The organism is Flavobacterium sp. GNP001 (assembly GCF_054343775.1).
In genome coordinates, this window is the sequence record NZ_JBTGUX010000001.1 from 1,246,847 (window position 1) to 1,261,447 (window position 14,601).

Genomic DNA, 14,601 nt, shown 5'->3' on the forward strand with positions numbered 1-14,601 from the left:
AAAAAAGTTTTTACTTACAATTAGTTAGCAGCACATCCACCTTTTATGAGTACAGTTATAACACATTCTCTTTTTACCGATTTTGATATTGATTTATTTAAAGCAGGGAAACACTTTCGTCTTTATGAAAAATTAGGAGCGCACCTCACAACAATCGATGGTGTGGCCGGTGTTTATTTTGCCGTATGGGCACCATCTGCACGCCAAGTTTCTGTGATAGGAGATTTTAATTTCTGGAATAAAGGGGAGCACTCTTTATTCGTACGTTGGGATTCATCAGGTATTTGGGAAGGCTTTATTCCTGGGGTGCAAAAGGGAACTGCGTACAAATATTTTATAGAATCAAATAATGGAGGTGTTGTAGCAGAAAAAGCAGATCCTTTTGCTTTTTATTGTGAACATCCACCTAGAACAGCATCGATTGTTTGGGATTTAGAGTGCAAATGGAGCGATAATAATTGGATAAAAAACAGACCAAAACACAATAATTTAGACAAACCTTACTCAGTTTATGAGGTACATCTAGGCTCTTGGAAACGTCATGTTGATGGCAATCGTTTTTTATCCTATGCAGAATTAGCTCAGGATTTGGTGCAGTATGTTAAGGAAATGGGTTTTACTCATGTTGAATTTATGCCCATTATGGAGTATCCGTACGATCCTTCATGGGGCTATCAATTGGTTGGGTATTTTGCGCCAACTTCGCGCTTTGGTAATCCACAAGAATTCATGCAATTGGTCAATGAATTGCATAAAGCCGATATTGGAGTTATTCTAGATTGGGTTCCATCACATTTTCCTGATGATGCGCATGGGCTTGGTTTTTTTGATGGATCGAACCTTTTTGAACATCCTGACAGAAGAAAAGGTTATCATCCTGATTGGAAAAGTTTGGTTTTTAATTACGGACGAAACGAAGTGCTTTCTTTTTTGATAAGTAATGCCTTGTTTTGGTTAGATCACTATCACGTTGATGCGTTGCGAGTTGATGCTGTAGCCTCGATGTTATATTTAGATTATTCAAGAAATGATGGTGAATGGGAGCCTAATATTTATGGAGGAAGAGAAAATTTAGAAACGATCAGTTTTTTAAAAGAATTTAACGAAGCTGTTTATGCCAATTACGAAGGTGTGCAAACGATAGCCGAAGAAAGCACTTCTTTTCCTATGGTATCTCGACCAACATCTATCGGAGGGTTGGGTTTTGGAATGAAATGGATGATGGGCTGGATGCATGATACTTTGGATTATTTCAAAAAAGAAACCGTTTATCGAAAATACCATCAAAATGATTTGACTTTTTCGATGACTTATGCTTTTTCTGAGAATTTTATGTTGCCCTTGTCTCATGACGAAGTAGTTTACGGAAAAAAATCTATTTTAGGCAGAATGCCTGGCGATGATTGGCAAAGATTTGCTAACCTTCGCTTGTTATACGGTTACATGTTTGCGCATCCGGGAGCCAAATTGCTTTTTATGGGTAACGAATTTGCGCAAGAAAAAGAGTGGAATTTCGAAGCTAGCTTAGACTGGCATTTGCTCGAACAACCCAATCATTTGGGAATTAAAAAACTCATTACCGATTTAAATGCTTTGTACAAAAAGGAAACAGCCCTTCATGAAAAACAATTTGAGGGCAGTGGTTTTGAATGGATCAATTATTCTGATCATCAAAATGCAGTACTATCCTTTATTAGAAAAGGAAAAATTTCCAATGAGGATGTAATTGTAGTTTGCAATTTTACCCAAGTAGTTCGTCAGGATTATAAAATTGGTATGCCGCGTACTGGCAAACTTCAAGAAATATTCAATAGTGATGCCACGCAATACGCGGGCAGTGGCGTTTCGAATACCTCAAAATTAATTATTGAAGCCACTCCATATGATGGCAGAGATTACTCGGTTGCAATTACACTTCCGCCTTTAAGTGTAGTTATTTTTAAAATTGTTTAAATAAAATCCAAAGCCATTTAATTTACCTTAAGTGGCTTTTCGATTTACTAGCTTTAGTCAAAATACCACAGATCATGATTACAAATACTTCGTTAGAGTACAAAGGAGATACCTATCCGTCAAAAATTATTTTAGTAGAGCAAAACGTTGATTCTTTTTATTTTCATTCAGAGAATAATGTTATTTTAAAAATTACGGTGCTCCGTGATAGTTTAATTCGATTTCGATATACTACAAAAGGATATTTTAGTACCGATTTTTCGTATGCAATTGATAAAAGTCATACACATGGATATAATTTTTTAGAATTTAAAGAATTGGAGCAATCTTATTGTATTACTACGAGTAAAGTGAATTGCATTATTCAAAAAGCTGATTTGCGCGTTGCTATTTTAGACAAAAACAATCACTTAATTCTTGAAGATGAACTCGGTTTTCATTGGGAAGAAAGTTACGAATATGGCGGAAATATTGTCAAAATGAGTAAAAATTCTAGAGATGGAGAATGTTTTTATGGCTTAGGTGATAAAGCTACTCAGATGAATTTGAAGGGAAAACGACTCGAAAATTTTGCTACCGATCAATACGCTTATCAAAAAGATCAAGATCTTTTGTATAAAGTAGTTCCTTTTTATATTGGCTTACACAGCAAGCAATCGTACGGAATTTTTTTTGACAATACGTTCCGTACTTTTTTTGATTTTTGCCATGAGCGTCGCAACGTAACTAGTTTTTGGGCCGAAGGTGGCGAAATGAATTATTACTTTATTTATGGCCCTCAAATGCAGGATGTGGTTACTACTTACACTGATTTAACGGGCAAGCCAGAACTACCGCCTTTGTGGGCTTTGGGTTATCATCAGTGCAAGTGGAGTTATTTTCCGGAGAGCAATGTCAAGGAGATTGCTGCGACTTTTAGAGAGCTAAAAATTCCTTGTGATGCGATTTATTTAGATATTGATTATATGGATGGTTTCAGGTGTTTTACTTGGAACAAGTCGCATTTTCCGGACCCAAAGCGCATGGTCGCAGAGCTTGCCGAAGATGGTTTTAAAACAATCGTAATTATTGATCCCGGAATAAAAATCGATAAGGAATATGCCATTTACCAAGAAGCTTTAGCCAAAGATTATTTTTGCAAAAGAGCCGATGGACCCTACATGAAGGGAAAAGTTTGGCCTGGCGAATGTAATTTTCCTGATTTTACCAATCCTGTGGTGCGAGAATGGTGGGCAACTTTGTTTAAAGAACTGGTTTCAGATATTGGTGTAAAAGGAGTTTGGAACGATATGAATGAGCCCGCTGTTATGGAAGTGCCAAACAAAACATTTCCTATGGATGTACGTCACGATTATGACGGAAACCCTTGCAGTCACCGTAAAGCTCATAATATTTACGGAACCCAAATGGCGCGTGCTACTTACCATGGTGTTAAAAGATACGCTTATCCTAAAAGACCTTTTGTAATTACCAGATCAGCTTTTGCAGGAGCGCAACGCTACACCTCGTCTTGGACAGGTGATAATGTGGCAACATGGGAGCATTTGTGGTTGGCTAATATTCAAGTACAGCGTTTATCACTTTCGGGCATGGGCTTCACGGGCTCTGATATTGGTGGTTTTGCAGAGCAACCTTCGGGGGAGTTGTACGCGCGTTGGATTCAATTGGGCGTCTTCCATCCATTTTGTAGAACGCATTCTTCGGGTGATCATGGAAATCAAGAACCTTGGGCTTTTGATGAAGAAGTTCTCAATATTACTCGAAAATTTGTCAATCTGAGGTATCAATTGCTTCCGTATTTGTACACCATGTTTTGGCAGTACATCAAAGAAGGAATTCCGATGTTAAAACCGTTGGTTTATTTTGACCAAGAAGATATTCAAACGCATTACCGTAACGATGAATTTATTTTTGGAAACCAAATTATGGTTTGCCCAATACTTGAACCTAATGCTTTAGGTCGAAGATTGTACATTCCGCGTGGGCAGTGGTATAATTACTGGAATAATACAGTAATAACGGGCGGAAAAGAGCTTTGGATTGATACTAATTTTGATCAGATTCCACTTTTTGTCAAAGCAGGTGCTATTATTCCAAAATATCCAGTACAACAATATATTGGCGAACTGACTTTTGAAGAACTGACTTTAGACGTTTATTTCAAAAATGGAAAAGAAAAATCAGTGGTTTATGAAGACGCACAAGATGGCTACGATTATAAAAAAGGCAGGTTCAGTTTGCTCTCTTTTCAATTAACTGGAAAAGAAAACGAACTTATGATTCAGCAACATAAAGACGGGAAATTTGAAACCTCGTACAAGAACTACAAAATAAATTTAATTGGTTTGCCTTTTGAAATTCGTTCCATTGAAATAGATACTGTGGCTGTTTCATTACAGACAGATATCTACATTCAAAATGGATTTTTGTTTGTAGAAAAAGGTTTTTCAGTTTTACATATCAAAGGTTAAAGCACAAAATGATGTTACTTTTTTTGTTAATTGTATAAATTGAGCGTGGATAATAATTGTATTTTTGTAATCAATCAAAACCAAATATCATGAAAAAAAATCTAATAGCAGGAATAGCAGTAGTTGCACTTGTAGTAGCTTGCTCAACTAATCCGATAACAGGAAAAAAGAATTTTAATTTTGTTCCGAATAGCCAATTATTCCCATCTTCATTTCAGCAATACGGGACTTTTTTGAAAGAAAATAAAGTAATTACAGGTACGGCTGAATCAAGAAAAGTGGAAGCGATTGGTTTCCGAATTAAAGCAGCAGCAGAAAAATACTTAACTTATTTGGGGCAAGGACAGTATTTAAAAGATTATCAGTGGGAATACAAACTAGTAGATAGCAAAGAGGTTAATGCTTGGTGTATGCCAGGTGGAAAAATTGTAGTTTACTCGGGTATTTTACCAATTACAAAAGATGATGCAGGATTAGCAACCGTAATGGGCCATGAAGTATCTCACGCTTTGGCTGATCATGGTGCGCAACGTATGAGTACAGCACAAGCTCAAGAGGTTATAGGTCAAGTAATAGCTGTAGGAGTATCTGGTAAAAGTGAAAGAACGCAGCAGATTATAGGTCAGGCTTATGGTTTAGGTTCACAATTTGGTGTTATGTTGCCATTTAGCCGAAACCACGAAACAGAAGCGGATAAAATTGGCTTGACATTGATGGCTATTGCAGGATACAACCCAGAGCAATCAATTGCATTTTGGCAACGTATGTCAGCAAAATCTGGTGGCCAAGCACCGCCAGAATTCATGAGTACGCACCCATCTGATGCAACTCGTATAGCTAATTTACAAGCTTTTATTCCAGAGGCTAAAGCTATTGCAGCAAAAGTTGGAGTTTTGAAATAATCTTATTTTTTTAAGAAATATTAAAGGCTAACTGAGTACAGTTAGCCTTTTTTCGTTTGTATCATGAAGTACCTTTCTGAAATTCGAAGGTTATCTTTAGATAAATTTTTACAGCAATAAGCTTGAGTTACGTGAAAAAGAAATAAATTCGTGCAGTAAATAAAATTCTATGGTACAGCTTGAAAAAGGAAGTAAGAAATTATTAAATGCTTGGGCATTTTACGATTGGGCAAACTCTGTGTATACCTTAACGATTGCTTCGGCGGTATTTCCAATTTTTTATGAAGCACTTTTTGCAGAGCGTGATCATTACATAGATGTTTTTGGTTTGCATTTAAAAAACTCTGCCTTAATAAGTTTTGTAACTGCCTTCGCTTTTTTAGTTGTGTCGTTTTTGTCTCCTTTACTTTCCGGAATAGCTGATTATTTAGGCGACAAAAAGTCGTTTATGAAGTTCTTCTGTTACATGGGCGCACTCTCTTGTATGGGATTGTATTGGTTTAATTTGGATTCCATTTATACCGGTTTATTGTTTTATTTCTTGGGTTTGATCGGTTATTGGGGTAGTTTGGTATTTTACAACTCGTATTTGCCAGATATTGCTTTTCCGGAGCAACAAGATAGCATTAGTGCCAAAGGGTATTCAATGGGCTATGTAGGCAGTGTGATTTTATTAGTCATCAATCTTGGAATGATCATGAAGCCAAAATTGTTTGGCATTACAGGAACCGATGGCGAGGCAGCCATGAAAGCCATGCGTTATTCTTTTGTGATGGTGGGTGTTTGGTGGGTTTTATTTAGTCAATATTCTTATTACTTTTTACCGAAAGGGAGTGCTGTTAAAAATCAAAAAATCAGTAAAGCAGTTGTTTTTAACGGCTTCAAAGAATTAAAAAAAGTTTGGCAGTTACTGCAACAAAATATTCCGCTGTTACGCTACTTGCGAAGTTTTTTCGTGTCAAGTATGGCTGTTCAAACGGTGATGTTGGTAGCAACCTATTTTGGTGCGCAAGAAATAGAATGGAGTACAAAAGAGGAGGGAACCATTGGGCTAATTATATGTATTTTATTGATTCAGTTAGTAGCAGTTTTGGGCGCTTTTTTAACCTCAAAAGCTTCAGGTCGTTTTGGTAATATTCCAACTTTGATTGCAATCAATAGCATTTGGTTGGTTTTATGTGCCTTATCTTATTTCATTACACAACCTACAGAATTTTATATCATGGCAGGTTGTATTGGATTGGTAATGGGCGGAATTCAGTCTTTGTCTCGCAGCACGTACTCTAAATTGTTGCCGGAGACAGAAGACACAGCTTCATTTTTCAGTTTTTATGACGTAGCCGAAAAAATAGGAATTGTAATTGGAATGATTGTTTACGGTGTTGTAGATCAAGTTACAGGAAGTCCTAGAACAGCAATCGTAATTTTAGCGTTGTTTTTTCTAACGGCGATTGTTCTGTTAAATAAAGTGCCAAAAAAAGGTGCTTTAGATAACTAAAACACCTTGCTATAATTTTAAATATTTTTTACTAAGCTTTAGAAATTGAGCCAGAGCCATTTACTTTAGTATCTTTTTTCTTTGGGTCACCTTTGTATTGAATATCACCCGATCCTGAAACGCGCGCACGAATCATTTCGGTGCAATAAACGGTAGTATCTCCAGAGCCTGAAACGGTTGCATCGGCAGTTTGTGTTTTTAGCTTGCTAGTGTCGATATCGCCTGAACCACTTAAAACAGTGGTGATTTCAGAAGAAGAACCACTTAAATTGATATCGCCAGACCCAGTTAAAGTTACATCAACATTGGTAGCACGCACATCTAAATTCATATCACCAGAACCGGTTAATTGGACTTGAAAGGATTTTGATTCAATAGGACTTTTTGTGGTAACATCACCTGATCCGGTCATTGCCACCTTTGAAATGGACTCAAAAGGAACTGTGATGATAATTTCTTTTCCTTTACTTGGGCTGATGTATTTGTTTTTTTCGGAAGCGATCTTCAATTGATTATTTTCAACTGAAATGTTGATGTATTCTAGTAAATTTTCTTCGCCTTTTATGGTGATGTTCCCTTCTTTTCCTTCGACTAAAACCACATCAAAAAAGCCTGTTACAGCAATTCCATCATAACTTGCAGTAGTTTTTTGTTGGGTAATTACGTTGCCATTTCCTGTTATTTTTCCTTTGCTAGACCATTGCGCTTGCGCAAAAGAGGTAGCCAAAATGGCAAAAGTAAGTGCTAATTGTTTTGTCTTTTTCATAGTTATTGTTGTTTATTGGTTTTGTGTTAATGCAACATTTCCGTATCCGGATATAATTGTGATTGTGTTTTGTCCTCGCTTTTTATGAAAGCCTTCGTAGCGTTTATTATTTGAAACTTCTTCTTTGTTATCTATTTCTAAATCAGATGAATATTTAAAATTAGCATATCTTAAATTAACATCAAAGTCAAATGCATAATTAGGGTGATATCCTAAATTAATTCCAGTGTAATCGCCTTTTATGCTAACATTATTGGCTTTTGCAGAAAGGTTTTGTACTGTTAATGAACTGTATTGTGTAGCTAGTTTTAAGGCGTTGGACACTTCGCCAAGACGGATGGTTAAATAATTTCCTGTAGCTTCAAGAACTTGAACTGCATCAAATTTGATTTTGCCATACGTGCAATCGTATCTGATCATGTCAGCGTTGGTAATTTCTACATCAGTGTAGTCGGTATTTATATCCAGTTTGCCAACTTCAGCGATTTTAATACTCGAATATTTCGCCTGTATTTTTCCATTTCGCAATGAACTCATGCTAGAATTAGAACAATACTCTAAATTATATTCACTATTCCCTGAAACTTTCCCCATCGTCACTTTTCCGTATTTGCAAGTAATATCGGCATCAGCATTGATATCGGCAACCAATATAGAACCGTATTTGTTTACTAATTTAACACCGCCTTTATTGGGAATTTTAATGGTGTAATTAATTTCAAAGTTGTTGTTTTTACTTTTTCCGCTGTAAGAAGTGTTTTCTAGAATAGTTTTGGCACTTACTAAATTTTTTAAGGCTGTAATAGCAACTGAAATATTATCAATTCGCTGGTTTACATATTTTTCATTATCCCCACTTACTTTTATTAAAACATCAATTTCGATGATATCTTGATTCCAAGTAGTTACGCTTATATTTCCGTACGAATTGTCAATCGCTACCGTGGCATCAGCGTTTACGTAGTACGCTTTTTTAATGTTTTTTTGCTTACTGTGTGCAAAATCATCTGAAGTCGCTTGCGCTAAAAATGGAATAAAAAGCAGTAGGAAAAGCAGTTTACATTGTTTTTTCATCGGGTATGTTTATTTTTCGTTCGTTTTCTTCAATGTGCTGAAGCACCGTTTGTAAAAATGAAATTCGGGTTTGTAAATTGGCAATCATAGCTTGTAAAATGGGTTTGCTTTCGCCATTTTTCTCGAGTTCTAGAATAATTTTTTCATAATCTGCATCAAGAACTTTCATTTGCTGTAAAGCATCGGCAATTATTTTTTTGTTTTCAGGTGATTCTTTTTCATTGAGTTTATCTAGTTCTTTTTTGATTATTACTGTAAAAATCGAATCGGTTTGCTTGGTTTCTTGAGATGCAAAATGTAAGTTGGGCGTTGGCGGTTCTGCTTTATTAAAAAGTGTGATTGTCATGAGTAGCAATAGTGAAGCAGCAATACTTAACGGAATCAAATACTTTTTAAACGATTTTTTTTGTTTTAGTTTGTTTTTGAATCTGTTCTCGTGACCTTCTGGTAAAGGAGTTACATCCCATTCGTCTTGCCAAGATTCAAATAATTCCTTCCAATTTTCATTTTCCTTTTTCATAATTCCTCCAGTTTTTTTCTTAAATTTTCTTTTGCCCTACTCAATGTGGTTCGCACATTGGCATAACTTATATGCAGGATTTCGCTAATTTCTTCTTGGTCGTAACCTTCAATAAAATGCAAGCTCAATACCACTTGATAATTGTATTTGAGTGTTCCAATACAGTCTATAATTTGTTTTACTTTTAGCTCTTTAAATTCGGCTATATCGACACAATTTTCAGTTTGATCTTCTAATTTGAAAATGGTATTTTCAAAATCTTCTGTTTTAAAAACATTGTTTTTCTTTAAAAAATCAATACTTCGATTGACAACTATTCTTTTGAGCCAAGCTCCAAAAGCCACTTCTTGTTTGTAATCGTGAATTTTAGTAAAGGCTTTCAAGAAACTTTCTTGCATCACATCTTCTGCATAATGACTGTCCTTTACAATGCGGTGTGCTACATTATACATAGCCTTTGCATATCGATTGTAAATTTCGAATTGTGCTTTTTGATTGTTTTGTTTGCAACTTGCAATCAAGTCGTCGATATGGTTTTCTTTTGAATTCAAATAGTTTTAGCTAGTTATTTTAAGAGACTTTGAAAATTTGGTATTGTTACACTTTTTTAAAAAAATATTGTAATTGACTTTACTTTGAATTTTAAAATGGATTAAAATAGCATTGATGCTTTTTTTGTAACCGAAAGATACGTTCTTTTGGCATAGTGATTGAACCATTAAGGGACATTCGAATTTGAAGGTCTTTGCTTTGCTTTCAAGCAATTTTCAAAAGTGTAGAGCTCAAATTGGTGTCGCTTTTATAATAATTAATGACAAAAAGACTTAAATAATAATATGTCAAATCATAAAATACTTACTATTGACAATCTGTCACTTCAAGAATTTGATTCTGATGCAGATTTAATTCCACTTTTAACTCCTGAAGACGAAGAGGAAATGAATAACGAAGCTTTACCGGAATTGTTAGCCATTTTGCCATTGCGCAACATGGTCTTGTTTCCAGGTGTTGTTATTCCGATTACTGCGGGTCGTGACAAATCTATCAAACTGATTAACGATGCCAATGCTTCAGGAAAAACGATTGGTGTTGTGGCTCAAATCAATGAAGAAGATGAAGATCCTACTAAAAATGACATTCATAAAATAGGTACTGTTGCCCGAATTTTACGTGTTTTAAAAATGCCTGATGGCAATGTAACCGTGATTTTGCAAGGTAAAAAGCGATTCGAAATCGAAGATATCGTTGAAGAGTTGCCATACATGACTGCTCAAATTAAAGAAGTTCCTGAAGAACGTCCGGCTAAAAATGATACAGAATTTGTAGCCATTTTAGATTCGATGAAAGAGTTGGCCATCCAAATCATTAAAGAAAGCCCGAGCATTCCTAGCGAAGCTACATTTGCAATTAAAAACATTGAAAGTCAGTCGTTTTTAATCAATTTTGTGACTTCGAACATGAACTTGTTAGTACAAGAAAAACAAGATTTGTTGGCTATCAATGAGTTGAAAGGCAGGGCTTTAGAAACACTTCGTTATATGAATATTGAGTTGCAAAAACTCGAGTTGAAAAACGATATTCAATCTAAAGTACGTTTTGATTTAGATCAGCAGCAACGTGAGTACTTTTTGCACCAGCAAATAAAAACCATTCAAGAGGAATTGGGTGGCGTTTCGCAAGAAGAAGAAATGGACGAAATGCTTCAAAAGTCCCTCAAGAAAAAATGGGATGATAAAACCAAAAAACATTTTGAAAAAGAACTTTCGAAAATGCGCCGCATGAATCCGCAAGCGCCTGATTTTGGTATTCAGCGCAATTATTTAGAGTTGTTTTTAGATTTGCCTTGGAATGAATTTTCTAAAGACAATTTCGATTTAAAAAGAGCACAAAAAATTCTAGATCGTGATCATTTTGGTTTAGAAGATGTTAAGAAAAGAATGATTGAACATTTGGCAGTTTTAAAATTGCGAAATGATATGAAGTCTCCCATAATTTGCTTAACAGGACCTCCAGGTGTAGGTAAAACCTCAATTGGTCGTTCTATTGCAGAAGCGTTGGGTAGAGAATATGTTCGTATTTCATTAGGTGGTTTGCGTGATGAATCAGAAATTCGTGGGCACCGAAAAACCTATATTGGCGCTATGCCAGGTCGAATAATTCAAAGTTTGAAAAAGGCAGGAACATCAAATCCGGTTTTTGTTTTAGATGAGATTGATAAATTGTCAAATAGTCATCAAGGTGATCCATCATCAGCATTACTTGAAGTTTTAGATCCAGAGCAAAACAATTCTTTTTATGATAATTTTCTTGAAATGGGATATGATCTTTCAAAAGTAATGTTTATTGCCACTTCAAATAATATGGCAGCAATTCAGCCCGCATTGCGTGACCGTATGGAAATCATAAAAATGTCAGGATACACTATTGAAGAAAAGGTAGAAATTGCGCGTCAGCATTTGTTCCCGAGACAGTTGAAGGAACACGGATTAACATCAAAAGATTTGACTATTGGCAAAAAACAATTAGAAAAAATTGTGGAAGGCTATACCAGAGAATCAGGTGTTCGTGGACTTGAGGGTAAAATTGCGCAAGTGATTCGTAATGCTGCGAAATCAGTGGCAATGGAAGAGGAGTACAATAAAAAAGTAACCGATGAAGATTTGGTAAAAACTCTTGGCGTAGCACGTTTAGAAAGAGATAAATACGAAAACAATGAAGTGGCGGGTGTAGTTACGGGACTAGCTTGGACCTCAGTTGGTGGTGATATTTTGTTTATAGAATCGTTGCTTTCTCCTGGAAAAGGAAGCATGACCATTACAGGAAACTTGGGTACGGTGATGAAAGAATCAGCTACAATAGCGCTAGAATACATCAAAGCCAATACAAAATTATTAGGGTTAGAGTCGGAAATTTTGTCCAAATACAATATTCACTTACACGTACCAGAAGGAGCAACACCTAAGGACGGACCAAGTGCGGGTATCGCAATGTTAACTTCGTTGGTATCTTTATTTACTCAAAAAAGAGTGAAGAAAAATTTAGCAATGACGGGCGAAATTACATTACGTGGAAAAGTATTGCCTGTAGGCGGAATCAAAGAAAAGATTTTGGCAGCCAAAAGAGCTAACATCAAAGAAATTATTTTGTGTCACGAAAACAAAAACGATATTGACGAGATCAAGCCAGAATATTTGCAAGGATTGACATTTCATTACGTGAAGGAAATGAGCGAAGTTCTTGAGTTTGCTTTAACCGATCAGAAAGTTAAAAATGCCAAGACGTTGTAAAAACGTTTTCAATTAAAAGTTTAAAATCCAAATTCGACAGCTAGTTAAAAGTGTGTTGAATTTGGATTTTTTCATAGATACATATTTTATTCTACAACTTCAAGAGCGCATTTGTTTTTTTTACCAAAACGGAAGGATAAAGTTTTGGCGCTTGTAGGTGATCGCCGTCGTAAATCCAAAGTTCTTTTTTTGATTTGGTGTTGTTGAAAACCGTTTCGCATTGGCTAAACGGTACGTCTTTGTCGGTTTTTGAATGAATAAACAAAACAGGCACTGATTGTATGCTTTTGATATCTTCTGCAGCAGAATAAGGCGAAGTTACATAGGTACGAATCATTTGATGTTGTGCTTCGGGAGTTTTACTTACCGCAATTTCTGTAAAGGAGCTTATAACGCCATCTACAATTAATCCACTTATTTTATCTTGGTTGTTTTTGGTTAAATTCACCGCAACTTGTGTTCCCATTGATGCGCCGTAAATGATGATTTTTTTGTTTTTAAAGTCGGGATTTTTTTGAATTTCATTAAAAACAGTTTGAGCATCTGATGCAATGTTGAGGTGTGTGGGTTTACCACTTGATTTTCCGTATCCTCTCATGCCGATCATGATTACGGTATATCCGTCATTTACCAAAGGTTTTACATAGCCTGCATAATTCATACAATTGCCTCCTGCACCTTGAAAATAAAGTATTACTGCTTGTTTTGCTTTTTGTTTTGGCGATAAAACAATGGTGTTAATAGTGTCTTTTTCTATAAAATAATTTTGCTCCTTGAATTGTAAAGAATCAATTGTTATTGTTTTTGCTTTTTTAGGATAGTAAAATTTATCATCCATTTGCGCTTGCGTGGCTACTGTTGCTAAAAGTAATAAACTGCTGATAAGTAATTTTTTCATGGTCGTTGAGTTTTAGGTTTTAATTTCATGTCAAAAGTAGCAGGAGGATAATTCGTTGCAAAACAAAGCCTACTCAACTGTCGATTTTAAAGACTGAATTGTATCATTTTAAACTTTTCTTTTTCTAAAAAATAATATCTTCGCACAAGCGTTATCATTTTTGTACTTTTGCGCTCCTAAGACATGTTTAAAAAATTAATGATATCCAGTTTGTTACTCTACGGCAGCGCATCCATCGGACAGATAGGTGGTCAAACGGTATATCAATTTTTGAATTTAGTAGCCTCGCCAAGGCAAGCTGCATTGGGTGGTAAAGTATTGACTATTTATGATAACGATGTCAATCAGGCGCATTACAATCCTGCTACAATCAATCCAGAAATGCACAATCAGTTAGCCATAAATTACGGAAGTTATTTTGGAGAACTTACCTACGGTACTGCTTCGTATGCCTACACTTATGACAGGCACATTCAAACTTTTCAAGCGGGTATTAATTACATCAATTATGGTAGTTTTGAAGGTTATGATGAACAAGGTCAACCAACGGAGTCGTTTTCGGGTAGCGAAGTAGCGCTTTCATTGGGTTATGCGTATAACGTTCCTTACACCGATTTGCATATTGGCGCTATTGCTAAATTAATATCTTCAAGTTTAGAAACCTACCAATCATTTGGTGGCGCTTTAGATTTAGGGGCTTTGTATATTGACGAGCGCAATGATGTAAATTGGGCGTTAGCCATACGAAATATCGGTACTCAATTTTCAACCTATAATGGTATTCGAGAAAAGTTGCCATTAGAAATTTTAGTTGGAGTTTCACAAGAGCTAGAAAATGTTCCTATACGTTGGCATTTGACATTAGAGAATTTACAACAGTGGAATGTTTCCTTTTCAAACCCCGCAAGAGCAGAGCAATCATTTGATGGAACGGCAACTCCTGAAAAAGTTTCTTTTGTAAACAACGCATTAAGACACGTAATCGCTGGGGTAGAGTTATTTCCTAATCGAGGTTTCAACCTGCGTTTGGGATATAATTTTAGGCGAGCCGAGGAGTTGCGAATTGTAGAGCAGCGTAATTTTTCGGGATTATCAGTAGGTTTTGGACTCAAATTAAACAAACTCAAATTCAATTATTCCTACTCAAGATATACGCTTGCTGGAAACACGAGTCTTTTTGGACTCTCCATCAATTTTCATGAATAAAACAATCGTTTCAACAATCAATAAAT

Annotated in this window: 11 protein-coding genes; 6 read left to right on the forward strand and 5 right to left on the reverse strand. The window is 35.7% G+C overall.

The window, feature by feature from the left end:
- Positions 1-45 precede the first annotated feature (45 nt).
- From glgB to ACXX8U_RS05300, 4 genes are all read left to right on the forward strand, one after another.
- Positions 46-1,953 carry a 1,4-alpha-glucan branching protein GlgB gene (glgB, locus tag ACXX8U_RS05285; protein ID WP_458564928.1) on the forward strand — a complete coding sequence of 636 codons (1,908 nt, stop codon included), beginning with the start codon at positions 46-48 and terminating at the stop codon, positions 1,951-1,953.
- Positions 1,954-2,027: 74 nt separating this feature from the next.
- Positions 2,028-4,424 carry a glycoside hydrolase family 31 protein gene (locus ACXX8U_RS05290; RefSeq protein ID WP_458564929.1) on the forward strand — a complete coding sequence of 799 codons (2,397 nt, stop codon included), beginning with the start codon at positions 2,028-2,030 and terminating at the stop codon, positions 4,422-4,424.
- Between the two features lie 89 nt (positions 4,425-4,513).
- Complete coding sequence (locus ACXX8U_RS05295) at positions 4,514-5,326, forward strand: M48 family metallopeptidase (RefSeq protein WP_458564930.1); 813 nt, start codon at positions 4,514-4,516, stop codon at positions 5,324-5,326.
- Between the two features lie 169 nt (positions 5,327-5,495).
- Entirely contained in the window at positions 5,496-6,824 is a 1,329-nt protein-coding gene (locus tag ACXX8U_RS05300) for an MFS transporter (protein ID WP_458564931.1), read from the forward strand.
- A 31-nt stretch (positions 6,825-6,855) separates the two neighbouring features.
- Here the strand turns inward: ACXX8U_RS05300 and ACXX8U_RS05305 are convergent, their stop codons facing one another.
- The 4 genes from ACXX8U_RS05305 to ACXX8U_RS05320 are packed head-to-tail and all read right to left on the reverse strand — an operon-like array spanning position 6,856 to position 9,735.
- Positions 6,856-7,590, reverse strand: a complete 735-nt coding sequence (locus tag ACXX8U_RS05305; protein WP_458564932.1) for a head GIN domain-containing protein — start codon at positions 7,588-7,590, stop codon at positions 6,856-6,858.
- Positions 7,591-7,602: 12 nt separating this feature from the next.
- On the reverse strand, positions 7,603-8,664 hold the full coding sequence (locus tag ACXX8U_RS05310; RefSeq protein WP_458564933.1) for a hypothetical protein: 1,062 nt from the start codon (positions 8,662-8,664) through the stop codon (positions 7,603-7,605).
- Positions 8,648-9,184 carry an anti-sigma factor gene (locus tag ACXX8U_RS05315; protein WP_458564934.1) on the reverse strand — a complete coding sequence of 179 codons (537 nt, stop codon included), beginning with the start codon at positions 9,182-9,184 and terminating at the stop codon, positions 8,648-8,650. Before ACXX8U_RS05315 ends, ACXX8U_RS05310 begins: the two co-directional genes overlap by 17 nt.
- Entirely contained in the window at positions 9,181-9,735 is a 555-nt protein-coding gene (locus ACXX8U_RS05320; protein WP_458564935.1) for an RNA polymerase sigma factor, read from the reverse strand. Before ACXX8U_RS05320 ends, ACXX8U_RS05315 begins: the two co-directional genes overlap by 4 nt.
- 285 nt (positions 9,736-10,020) lie before the next feature.
- Here ACXX8U_RS05320 and lon point away from each other — a divergent pair, with 285 nt between their 5' ends.
- Positions 10,021-12,471 (forward strand): endopeptidase La, encoded by a 2,451-nt coding sequence (lon, locus tag ACXX8U_RS05325; RefSeq protein WP_458564936.1) that lies wholly within the window; start codon positions 10,021-10,023, stop codon positions 12,469-12,471.
- Between the two features lie 91 nt (positions 12,472-12,562).
- Here lon and ACXX8U_RS05330 read toward each other — a convergent pair whose 3' ends face one another.
- The gene (locus ACXX8U_RS05330; protein ID WP_458564937.1) at positions 12,563-13,369 is read right to left on the reverse strand and encodes an alpha/beta hydrolase; all 807 of its coding nucleotides are present in this window, start codon (positions 13,367-13,369) and stop codon (positions 12,563-12,565) included.
- 183 nt (positions 13,370-13,552) lie between these two features.
- Between ACXX8U_RS05330 and porQ the strand changes: the two genes are divergently transcribed.
- A complete protein-coding gene (gene porQ, locus ACXX8U_RS05335) occupies positions 13,553-14,575 on the forward strand; it encodes a type IX secretion system protein PorQ (protein ID WP_458564938.1) in 1,023 nt (340 codons plus the stop codon).
- Positions 14,576-14,601: the final 26 nt, after the last annotated feature.